Below are 11399 nucleotides of genomic sequence, written 5' to 3' on the forward strand. Positions count from 1 at the left end.
CGACCTTTAGGCGTTGTTGACGCGGCGCCAAGTAGTGCTTAAAGCCCGCGACCGGCTGTTGGCCGATGTGCCAAGTCTAGCGCCATGCGGATTGCTCGTCGAATACTCCCTGACGATTGCTCGCGCGCACTGCAATCCCCCCTCGCATCGAATCGAAGGCTCGGCGCCCACAACAGGCATATGAGGCTATTGGTGGAGGTCGGCACCACAACGTTGTTGCCATTCACTCAGATCAACTGGGCGACCACTTTAGGTCAGATTCGGTCACAAAGCCCCCCAAGACTAAGCGGAGTATGCGTCCGGGCATCCCGTCTTGAATTGAGGCATCGCGACTGCAAGGATCGTGTCCACGTAATCACAGGTGGACACGATGGCAAGCGACAAACCCACGAGGCGACAGACGTACAGTGAGGCGTTGAAGGTACAGGTGCTGGCCGAATGCGCAGCGCCAGGCACCTCGGTGGCGAAGGTAGCCCTGGGCCACGGCATCAATGCCAACGTTGTGCACCGCTGGCGGCAACTGGCGCGCGAAGGCAAGCCATCAGTGCCCGCGATCTCAAGCGGCTTCGTCCCGGTGTCGCTTGCATCGACACCTGCGCCTGATCCTGTCTCAGGCGCCGACATCCAGGTCGACCTGCGACGTGGCGCCATCGCCATGACGATCAACTGGCCGACATCGGCAGCGGCCGAGTTTGCCGCCTGGACCCGCGAGTTGCTGCGTTGATCCGCATCGACTCGGTGTGGATGGCAGTCGAGCCGCTGGACATGCGCGCGGGCACCGAATCGGCTCTGGCCCGCGTGGTTAAGGTCTTCGGCGCTGCTCATCCGCATACCGCCTACCTCTTCGCCAATCGCCGGGCCAACCGCATGAAGGTCTTGGTGCACGACGGCGTCGGCGTCTGGCTGGCCGCCCGGCGGCTGCATCGCGGCAAATTCATCTGGCCCCATCACGTCGCAGGCACCGTGAGTTTGAGCCGCGTGCAACTCGACGCGCTCGTCCTGGGCCTGCCCTGGCAGATGATGGGCGAGGCCGGGATCATTCGCGTGCTGTAGTGCAATTGCCGGAAGTGCCGATGCCTGCTGGCATCGAAGCGGGCAAGATGCATTCTCGTGATCCACGAAGCCCAACTCGACAACCTGACACCCGCGCAGTTGCGCGAGTTGACCGAGCGACTGCTCACCGAGGTGCGCCACAAGCAGGCGACCATCGACAAGCTCACGCACGAAAACGCGGTGCTCAAGCGGATGAAGTTCGCCGCCACCAGCGAAGTCTTCCAAGGCGATCAGCGCAGCCTGCTCGAAGACTCGGTCGATGAAGACCTGGAGGCGGTGCAAAGCGAGTTGCAGCAACTCGCCACCAAGCCCGCTGCTCCTGAGTGCCAGATACCCAAGCGCCAAGCCTTGCCGGCCGAGCTGCCGCGCCGCGAGTTCCGCCACGAGCCCGACAACACCCTGTGCGCCTGCGGCTGCCAGATGAAGCGCATCGGCGAGGACGTGGCCGAGAAGCTGGACTACGAGCCCGGCGTGTTCACGGTCGAGCGCCACATCAGAGGCATGTGGGCCTGTGCCAAGTGCGAACGCCTCGTGCAAGCGCCGGTAGAGGCTCACGTCATCGACAAGGGCATCCCGACCGCTGGCCTGCTCGCGCAGGTGATGGTCGCCAAGTACGCCGACCATCAACCGCTGTACAGGCAAGAAAGCATTTACGCCCGCTCGGGCGTGGCCTTGCCGCGCTCGACACTCGCCGCCTGGGTCGGCGCGTGTGGCGTGCAGTTGCAGCCGCTGGTGGATGCCCTCAAGGCCGAGATGTTCAGCCACCGCGTGCTGCACGCTGATGAGACGCCGGTGGCGATGCTTGACCCCGGCGCCGGCAAGACGCATCGGGCCTATCTGTGGAGCTACTGCACCGGCCAGTTCGAGGACAGTCGCATCGTTGTATACGACTTTGCGGAGAGCCGCGCCGGGAAGCACGCCATGGAGTTCTTGGGCGACTGGCGCGGCGCGCTGGTCTGCGACGATTACTCTGGCTACAAGGCGCTTCTGGCCAAAGGCTTGCTGGAGGTCGGCTGCATGGCGCACGCCAGGCGAAAGTTCTACGAGCTCTGGGCCAACCATCGCAGCCAGATTGCAGAGCAGGCACTGAGCCACTTCGGCACGCTGTACGAGGTCGAGCGCGAGGTGCAGACATCGGCACCAGATCAGCGTCTGCAGGCCCGGCAGAGCCAGGCCAGGCCTGTGGCCGATGCCTTGCATCTCTGGTTCACGCTGCATCGACAGAAGGTGCCCGACGGCTCCGCCACAGCCAAAACCATCGACTACAGCCTCAAACGTTGGGCGGCGCTCACGCGCTACCTCGATGACCCCATGCTGCCCATCGACAACAACTGGGTCGAAAACCGCATTCGGCCAGTCGCGCTGGGTCGCTCGAACTGGCTCTTCGCTGGAAGCCTGCGCGCGGGCAAGCGAGCCGCGGCCGTCATGAGCTTGATCCAGTCGACCAAGCTCAATGGGCTGGAGCCATGGGCTTACCTGAAGGACGTGCTGACCAGGCTGCCGACACAGCCCGCCAGCCGTATCGCGGCGTTACTGCCGCATCGCTGGGCGCAGCCGACATAGCCTGAAGCTAGATCAGCCAGTCAAGATGACTTGCCTGGACGCATACGGAAAGCAGCTCGGCCAGGGCCTGGACGTCGGCCTCGATGATGCCGGCCGTGTCCGCCAGGGGCATGAGCTCGAAGCGGGCCGCGCCCGGCACGCCCGCGCGCCAAGGGATGGATGACGCCTGCGATGCGCGGCACTTCGACCGGTTCGCCGATGCCCAGGCGCAGCGCCAGGCCATGGCGAGCGTCGAACGCAACCGATGACGCGCCGTAGCCGATGGGCCGAAGGTTGCGCACGTCGAGCGCATGCAGCTGCGACAACAGGCCGGCCAGGTCAGCAGTGGCCAACAGGTCCTGGGCGACGGGGTCGGGCACCGCCTCGCCCTCCATGCCGCGGATGCGCGCGGGACGGGTCAGGCCATTGAGGAACCACGTGAACGCGGCGACGTCGGGGATGGGCTGGCGGCTGCGAGACATGGGCATACCAGCACTCCGAGGAATAGATGTGCGGGTTGCTCTCGCCCTTGAAGCCAGCAGCAGCGCACCGGGTCAAGAGTATCTTGTTGGTACGCATGGCGGTCGTCTTGTTGAGTGCGGATGCCCATTGGCACCACCCGTCCGCCTGGACCCCACTTCAGGGGGTCACGGCGCACGCCGCTGGGGTCAGGGCTTGCAGCCGCGACTGCCGTCTGGAATCCAGCCACAACACACGGCCGTCATCAATCCTGGGGACACATCCATCGTCAGGACCGCCAGGAAGGCGCGACGGCGTTCCGAACAGCGACGGACGGCTGCCACAGTAAAGCTCCGGACACGGGAGAAGCTATGAAGCGAGTGATTGGACTGTTTGTCGCCCTGTGCGCCCTATGCGGACCAGCGCACGCCTGGTGGGTGGTCAAGGCGAGCTGGTGGGTTGATGAGGGCGTCAACTCCAGGGAATACGAGGGTAAGGGCACCTCCCAGGACATCGCACTGCAGAAAGCCCGTGCCGCGTGCCTGAGCGGCAGGTCGAACACTACGGTCGGGCTTTGCCAGAACGCACCGCTGCGCATCAGCTTTGCCGAGATAAAGGATCCCCCGGGTGGCGCGTACTTGAAAAGCTGCAAGGACTGCGCTATCACCGATGGCGACGTCATCGTCTGTAGCGCTTGCCCGCCCAAACGTGAACGGCGCGAGCTGGACCTGAAGCAGTGCCAGTCGCGCGCCATCATTGAGAACTGCGGCGGAGACCTTCATTGCAGCGCCTGCCCCAAGCCACCGCCAAAGAAAGGGCCGCCGAAGGGGGAGTGCCAGTATTCGGCAGCGGCCGGCAAGGATGTGTGCACGGCCCCGAAATAGGGCCACCGAGCCGGGTGCTAGGTCACAACCGGCATCGGCCAGGCCTCCAGCCGGTCAATTGAGGCGCTGAAGTTCAGGTCTGCATCGTGTCGCCGGCGACTGGCCGGCTTGGCGTCTGACATGGTGTCCACCTAGCTCGTTTGGTGGACACCATCCTGGCCGGCACGGGCTCGCCGTTCAAGGTGACTTGGCCGGACGCTTACTAAGCGGCAGCAATGTGCGCAAAGCCGAAGTTCAAACTGAGGTCTGGAGTCCGCAAAGCAGCGCTTTCGACCTGGTGGTCGTCACGGTCCTACTCACACTGAGCAGCACCCAGCGGCCGTCCGACTCGAAGAGCTGACCTTGCTCGCGCTCCCTCGCGGGGGCCAGCGTCTGGCAGCTGTGGCACGAACGCGGCCGTCCCATCCGCTGACGCGCGCTACCGCGCCGGAAACAGGCTAGAACTTCAATTCTTCCATTTCATTTGACCGGCCCGTCGTGTAACTCACCTCAAGAGAGGCATTCATCCGGATGACAGCGGTGGTATGCCAGTAACGACTGCGCTCTCTGCCGCGGCCTCCGTCGTGGCGGCGCAGGCGCAATAGCCACATCAGGTCGGCGTCGCGGGCCTCCAGGTAGGCACGCACGACGTCAATGCGGCACCGCAGGCGTGAGCCGTCGCCCGCAACTCCCTCATGTCGACCGGATTCAATCCACGCGTCGGCCCGCACCACGGTCTCGCCGGCGGCGTTTTCCCAGGTCTTGTCGAACGGGTAGACAGATCGCAGCTTGGCGAACGCGGTGACGTCCGGGCTCAAACGCGAGCGCTGCACCGCGCCAGCGGCGCCCAGGGAGTCGGTCTCGTCCAGATGCGCATAGGCTTCCTTGCGCACGATCCACGGTAAGTAGGGCGCATCACGATTCGAGGCCATCCCGTCGTCTTCGTACATCTCTAGCTGCGGCAAGTAGGCTTGGAAGGGCCCCTGTGCGGCCAGCTCCTCGGCAAGTGAGGCGCTCTGATCCCGCGGCGCCAGCGCCGACATCACCCGGATCTCGACGTTCTCGTTGGAGTGCCAACTGCCATCGACGGTGAGCCAGTCTCCCACCGAGTCGCCGATCCCAAGCAACGACTTCAATGCGGCCGGATCCGCAGTGAGGTCCATCGCGGTTTCGCCCATGACCATCAAGGAGACCCAGCTGTCCAGGGGTTGACGGTCCATCCCGTCCGCGAGCCACAGGCCCGCCGGATGCGTCACGACCTCGCGCGAAAGCCAGTCTTCCCACGGGTCTACCTCATCGTAGCCGCACCAAACCACCGGGTACGCGGCTAGTAGATTGCCTGCCACCGAGAATAAGGCGTGCCAGGCCAGCTGCTCGCCGTGGCTTTGGTACTCGGCGTCTATGCCGCGCGTGTGGTGGTCGCGACCAGGTCGCGTCCGCCCTTTGCGATCGCTCATAAACTCGATAAAGGCGTCATGTTCACGCACCTTGGCGACGAGAGCATCCACCGTTTCCCAGTGCGACCGTCGGAATAGGCTCGACAGCCGGGCAACCTCGTCCTTGCTGAAGTCGTAGTCCAGATGCAGTTCAGGCTGGGGCGTGGCCATGTCCTTCGGACGCGGGGCGTAGAAATCGCTCCCGTAAAAGTCCTTCTTCTTCCGGGCCGCGAAGCTTGATCGATTTACGCGCTGAAGCTTCTGAACCCGTGTCTTTGGCATGCACAACTCACCTGCGGTCACACAGGCCAGCAGTGCCTGAGACGCGAAATGCCGCCGAAGCACGTGGCGTTCGACAGCGTCCGATGCGATCGCTTCGAGGAAATCGGCATGCCGAGCAACGACCGCGGGCGACTCTAATGCGATGCGTGCCAATGCGATGAGCAACCAGAGCTGGGCGTGCTGGTAGAAGAACGGCAACTCCGGCGCCTGGAAAGGGACGGCGTCGCGGCGCTGATACTTTGCAACGACGCCATCCAGCACCTCGGCACGTCCGAGCCGGACTGCCGTGCGCAGGCTATGGGCAGCGAACCACCGCTGCCGGGTCACAGGCGAACCGAGCTGGAACCAGGTGATTGCGGAGATGGCCTCGACCGCATCTCCGGCAAAGGTCATCGCGTCCTGCCACGCCCCGTCCTCCGTGTTGGACGCGAGCTTCGCCGGCCCGCTCTGCAGCAGGCGCGTCAGCGCCGCCTCGCCCACGCCGGGCGAAGCCTTTTCGTTGAACTCCGCAGCGAAGTTGAGCCACACTGAGGCCGGTACCGTCATCTTGGGACGGGTGAACTCGCGGATGAGGAGCATAAGTACGTCACGGCGCGCCAGACCGCAGATGTCCTCAAGGGCGCGGACGTGTGAGTCCGACAGGTAATCGAAGGAAATGTACTCGCCTGCATTCACCCGTGCGATGACCGGTGCGCAGGCCTTCAGCTCGTCGACTACGGCAAGCGAAGAGCCAATCCATTGCTCCTTGCAGGTGCGCAGCTCCCGTTCCTTCTCGTACAGATCCAACACCTCGAGCCGCGCGATCAGCGCCAGATAGTCAGGCCATTGCTTGAACGCCAACTTCGCTCGCAACGCATCGAGGACATCGACCGAGAAGCGCATGTTCTGGACCTGCTTGCGGGCCGCATCGAGGAGGCGCCCCACCGCGACCTCATCGAGCGGATCGGTGCCCGCGGCGATCTGCAGAACATGCGCCTTCGCCTTGTTCTGCTCGTCTTCCCAGGTTCGAGACGCGGCGTCGCCTCCGGACGCCCTCCAGTTTGTGCTCCGGTTGTGGTCATCGCGCTTGACGTCGATCCTATCCGCCGCAGCTTCAAGGTACTGCCGCTGCCAGGCGTCCTTGTCCAGCACCGAGCCGGCGAAGCGGGCGAGCGCGCGGGGCGTTTCCGAGCCCAGAGAACCAGGATTGTTCTGCAGGTATTGCGCGACAAGCTCGGTGGCCACGGCGACTACGCGTGCGGACGGCTTGGATTCGAGAGTGGTGACCAACTGCGTGGTCCCGCACACGTAGAGCTCGACTGGATTCGACAGTCGCAAGAGCGTCAGGGCAAGCTCGGCATCGAGCTTGTCGTCCTCCAGCAAGGCTCGCACATACGGCAACAGCGTGAAGTCCAACGAGATTCGCCCGCGGTCCTGCCACCGCGCCAGCCTTGCAAGCCCGGCCACGCCGGATGCCCGGCTCATCGCGGCACCGTAGGAACCCCAGCCGAACTTCTGCTCCTCGCCCAAGTTGAGCTCGCAGATGTTGGACAAGGTGTGGCTCTCGCGCTGGCTTAGACCCTCGCCGGTCAGCGCGCCGGCGAAGTGCATTAGCCCCTCGACGAAGTGATAGTCGCCCGAGCCGATCGCGTCCATCTGCTCGAGCCCTTTCCGGAAATACGCGACCGCTTCGGTAGGGCTGGCCAACGCAATCGCCTGTCCGAGGCGCGCAAAGTGTGCGGCGCGATCGGTGACATCGTGCTCCTTCTCGGTGGCCACGCCCGCCTTAATCGCGAGCATGCCGGCCATGGCATGGAACGCCGGACGAGACGCCAACAATGCGACGAGCCCGATCAGGCTCGACAAGGGCGTAGCGTCCGGCTCGCTGGCCGCTTCGATGTGTGCCGCGACTTCGCCCGCAGGAAATGAGTCGTTCGCCGCAAGAGCCAACGCCAGCAAGCGCTCGACAACCGTGTTGTACTGCCATTGCGCCGAGCGGCCGCCAGAGTCGTAATCGTCGGTTTTGCGCAGCGCGGTCCAGCGGGCCGTCAGTGGCGCCAAACTAGGTGCCGCGGAACCGGAACCAACAACGGCCTGTGCGAAGTCACGCGCGATATCGAGCCAGCGCGGAATTCGCTCCTGGAGGAATCGCACGGCCGATGCGTGGAGGCTGTACTCGTGGCGCGCATCCTTCTTCGCGTCTCGGGCGGCCTTGGCCTTCGCCTCGTGCTCCGCATCCAGGGCCTGCTTGAGCGCGGAGAGGAACTCCGCTTCGGTCAGATTCGGAGTCAAGGTCGCAGCGAGCTCGGCCAGTTCGCGAGGCAACAGGTCGCGTGGACCAATCGGGGTGCCGGACGCGCAGCAGGCGACAACCTGCCGGGCAATGTACGTGGCGACCTCACCGACCCAGTACGACGAGTCCATGAACACGTGCAGGTTCGGCGGCACCAAGGGGAGTGCCGCGAGGATCGCGGCAGCCGGGGCGGGCATGCCCAACCGCACCGCCTTCGCCGCAGCCTCCACCATGCCCTGTACCAACGGGCGATCGTCGGGTCGGTAGTGATCTCGAAACTTCACCGGACCGTCAGCAATGCATGCCGCACCGAGCGACTCGAGCTGAGCGCGTTGCTGCTCCGGGCTGCCGGCGGCGTAACGAATCGCTGCCGCGATCGGCCCAATCGACGCCAGCGCATCGACACAGGCTCGGATCACCTCGGGTGAAAGCAAGGACGCCGCCTCGGGACGTTGCGCCATCTGGAACACCGCTTTGGAGGTGTCGTAACCGTGCTCGGCGCTGACCCAACCCGATAGGTCTCGAGCCGCCGCCTTGCCGTCGCCCTTGAGCAGGTGGCAGAACGGGAGCGCCGCCAAGTCCAGCACCGTGGGGTGAGCGCGGTCATGCGCGTCGTTCTTCTGGTCGAAGTAGTGCTGCCGCCATTCAGCGACCCACCTGGCGTGCCAGATTGCTTCGGCGGTGTCGCCCATCAGCCCATTAGCAATCGCCAGGCGGGCGTGGCGGGAGCCTGGCCACGGTGTTCGTGCCTCGAAGATGCGCCGAAGCGAATCCGGATCGGCCGAGGCGACCACGAGATCGGGGTAGTCCAGCAGATACGTCGTTCCCCGCTGGTCCATCGCGGCGAGGGTCGACAACTCGACCAGCAACGGCACGAGGTGGTCGTGGTCGTTGACGCGAACGGCGTGCGCCACGGCGGCGCGAAGCCGCGCATGGCGAATAGTCTGCAGGCCCACGGTGCCGGTGATGCTCGCGGGCAGCCGCTCGTCGAAGGCAAGCTGAAAGAGCCGCTCCCCATCCTCCAGCTGCAGCAGCAGGTCAGGAAGCGTCGTGGCGGCATAGACCGACTCGCCCTGCATGGCGAACAGATTCGTTGCCAGCTCACGCAGCGGCGTAGCGTCGCCGGCGTAGTTGCGCCGGATGAGGGTTTCGGTGGGCTCGTCGCGGAACATCAGACCATGCTTGGTCTGCTCCAGCAGCGGCGACAGGTCTGCCGCGAAGCTGACGACCGCACCCTCGGCCAGGCCGTTGACTTGCGCGTACTCCTTGAGCGGCACCGGCGGCGGCAAGGTGGCCAACCCCGCCAGGAAAGCGCGGATGCTGCGATCGGCATTGCCCAGCTTCCGTGCCTCCACCAGAGCTTGGTCAATACGGTGCTGGATAAGGTCGTCCAGTTCGATCGGCTTCTCGATCTCGCTCGGCGCCAGCAGGCCGGCTTCCAGGGCCAAGTGTTCCAGCACACGAGCATTGCCTTTGGACCGTGCCTGACCTACCTGGACCATCGTCTCGGTCAGCTTGCTCACGCGTGCGCGCAGGAACGCACGTGTCTCCCCCTCGACGAAGGGCGCCAACTCGACCTCTTCGGCGGAGGTCTCGCCGGTCGCGGCGAGCCGCCGGTGCGTTCGGGCACTGACGACCACCTGCAGACCGGCGATCGCTACGCCGTGCTCCAAGCTCTGCAGCAACAGGCGCGGGAACGAGTCCTGATGGCGATCGCGAGCGATTTCGCTGGAGTTATCTATCGCGTCGAGCAGCAGGACCAGTTGCCGGTCCGCCGAACCACGGCGCAAGGTCGCGACGGCTTGCTCCAGGCGCACGCGGAAGGCGCGAAGGATGTCTTCGCTGTTGCTGGTCGAGGGCAGCATGGGGTCGCACAAGCCTCGACAGGCGAGTTCATTAGCGATGTGCACTAGGCCGCGGCTTGGCAGGTGCCTACTGTCGTCAGCGGCACGGTACTGCCCCATGCCGAAGCAGTCGAACAGGATCGTCTCATGCTCGTGACTCAGGCGGGCGGCCAGCGAGGTCATGAAGACCGTCTTTCCGAACCCGCCTTCGGCGTGCACCACCAACGGGCGAGTTAGCCGTGGGATGCGGTGAACGGTGTCGTCCAACTGCACCCGATCAAGCACCTTTCCGATCAACGGGAAGCTCGCCGGCGCCGGGAGCAGGTCCTTGTCGTCGGAAAGGCCCAACGCAGCCAGGACGTCCGTGCGCAGGATGACGTTGCGGTGCTGCTCGACCAAACCGGCCTTGTCGCGTGCCATTTCCCGGATGTCAGCGAGACGACGGCGGGCCATGTGGTCCCGCGCGTCCGACCAGTCCACCAGGGTGAGTGCGAGCTGCTGCTTGTTCTCACGCAGGTCGCCAGTCAGGCCGTTCATGTCCAGCCGCGCGGCGAACTCGGCGAGGTCCTTTCCCGTCAGCTTGCAGGCGTCTGCCACCTGCTTCGATTGCACTTTCGCGTCGCCCTTAAGCTCGCTTTGCGCCGCCAGACCTTCGATGGCCTTGAGCAACGCAGGCTCGATGGGCCGGTTGGTGACCAACTCGAATCGCAACTTTGCCCGCGCCTTCTCGGTCCCAAGCGAAGTCTTACAGGCGCGATACGTGGACGCGAACTTGCCAATTGTCTTTTTCGCATCCGCCGCCCGAAACGGCTTGTGCTCGGCCGCCTTGGAGTACTTCACCTGGACCACGACCACTCGCTTCGCGTGCTCAAGGTCGGCCCGGCCTCCGAAGTACAGGACCGCGTCAGCAATCTCATTGCCTTCGTTCGAGACGCCGCGCTGGTCCTCGTTGGCGAATCCTTCCACCGCAATGCCGACCAACTCGGATCCCGGCAGGAGCAAGCCCAGACACTTTCGAGCAACCCAGGCTTCGTGGAACTCGTGACCGTCGCGGGAGGCGCGAACGGTGTCTACCGCCGGGCGCGTTCGAGGGTTAGCCTTCCTCTTGAGCTTGAGCGACGCCTTGGGCTTCGGCATGGCCTCCTGCGGGGCTACCGTCCTACGCGTCGTCGTGGACTTCTTAGTCGCTATCGCCATTGCCCATTCCACCCAGACCTAACCCAAGGATACCCATGTTAGCGTCGCGTCAAGTTGATGGTTCTGCAGATCGCGCCCGCTGCGACGGTCGATGGTCAGGCTCCTCGAACGCGGTTGAACTAACGGTCTTGGCCAACAGCAGCATTCGGCCGGACTGCAACGAACGACCGCAACCAGCCTGCTGCCGAAGTTCAACCAACATCAGCTACGTACACATCTCTCCCATCCATTCTCGGCGCCCGAGTTACCACAACCGCCGAGAGCGGTCATCCGGCGCCAACTTGCTCAACTCCACGTAGGCCGAAGTTCAGAAGTACTCCAAGGCAACGGAAGTTCATCGAGCGCCGGCGTGCCAGTCTGCCTGGACTCTGAGTGCGAGGGGCCTGGCTTGCACCGGCTGTAGGTACTCGCATGAATGCCTCACGCACTAGTCGTCGCCCCCAGTTCTCCC

General features: G+C 64.5%; 6 protein-coding genes. 4 read left to right on the plus strand and 2 right to left on the minus strand.

All coding sequences use genetic code 11. The features are described from left to right. Positions 1 to 370 precede the first annotated feature (370 nt). The 3 genes from tnpA to tnpC are packed head-to-tail and all read left to right on the plus strand — an operon-like array spanning position 371 to position 2616. Complete coding sequence (gene tnpA / locus LNV23_RS20555) at positions 371 to 724, plus strand: IS66-like element accessory protein TnpA (protein ID WP_263564704.1); 354 nt, start codon at positions 371 to 373, stop codon at positions 722 to 724. Further along, on the plus strand, positions 721 to 1053 hold the full coding sequence (tnpB, locus tag LNV23_RS20560; RefSeq protein WP_263564705.1) for an IS66 family insertion sequence element accessory protein TnpB: 333 nt from the start codon (positions 721 to 723) through the stop codon (positions 1051 to 1053). Before tnpA ends, tnpB begins: the two co-directional genes overlap by 4 nt. 57 nt (positions 1054 to 1110) lie before the next feature. Beyond that, the gene (gene tnpC, locus LNV23_RS20565) at positions 1111 to 2616 is read left to right on the plus strand and encodes an IS66 family transposase (protein ID WP_411910607.1); all 1506 of its coding nucleotides are present in this window, start codon (positions 1111 to 1113) and stop codon (positions 2614 to 2616) included. A gap of 20 nt (positions 2617 to 2636) precedes the next feature. Here tnpC and LNV23_RS20570 read toward each other — a convergent pair whose 3' ends face one another. Then, a complete protein-coding gene (locus tag LNV23_RS20570) occupies positions 2637 to 3077 on the minus strand; it encodes a hypothetical protein (protein WP_263564706.1) in 441 nt (146 codons plus the stop codon). A gap of 348 nt (positions 3078 to 3425) precedes the next feature. Between LNV23_RS20570 and LNV23_RS20575 the strand changes: the two genes are divergently transcribed. Beyond that, a complete protein-coding gene (locus tag LNV23_RS20575; RefSeq protein WP_263564707.1) occupies positions 3426 to 3938 on the plus strand; it encodes a hypothetical protein in 513 nt (170 codons plus the stop codon). 437 nt (positions 3939 to 4375) lie between these two features. Here the strand turns inward: LNV23_RS20575 and LNV23_RS20580 are convergent, their stop codons facing one another. Beyond that, the gene (locus LNV23_RS20580) at positions 4376 to 10888 is read right to left on the minus strand and encodes an NACHT domain-containing protein (RefSeq protein WP_263564708.1); all 6513 of its coding nucleotides are present in this window, start codon (positions 10886 to 10888) and stop codon (positions 4376 to 4378) included. Positions 10889 to 11399 lie beyond the last annotated feature (511 nt).

The sequence above is a fragment of the Kinneretia sp. DJ1R-11 genome (genome assembly GCF_025717595.1).
Classification (GTDB): domain Bacteria; phylum Pseudomonadota; class Gammaproteobacteria; order Burkholderiales; family Burkholderiaceae_C; genus Paucibacter_A.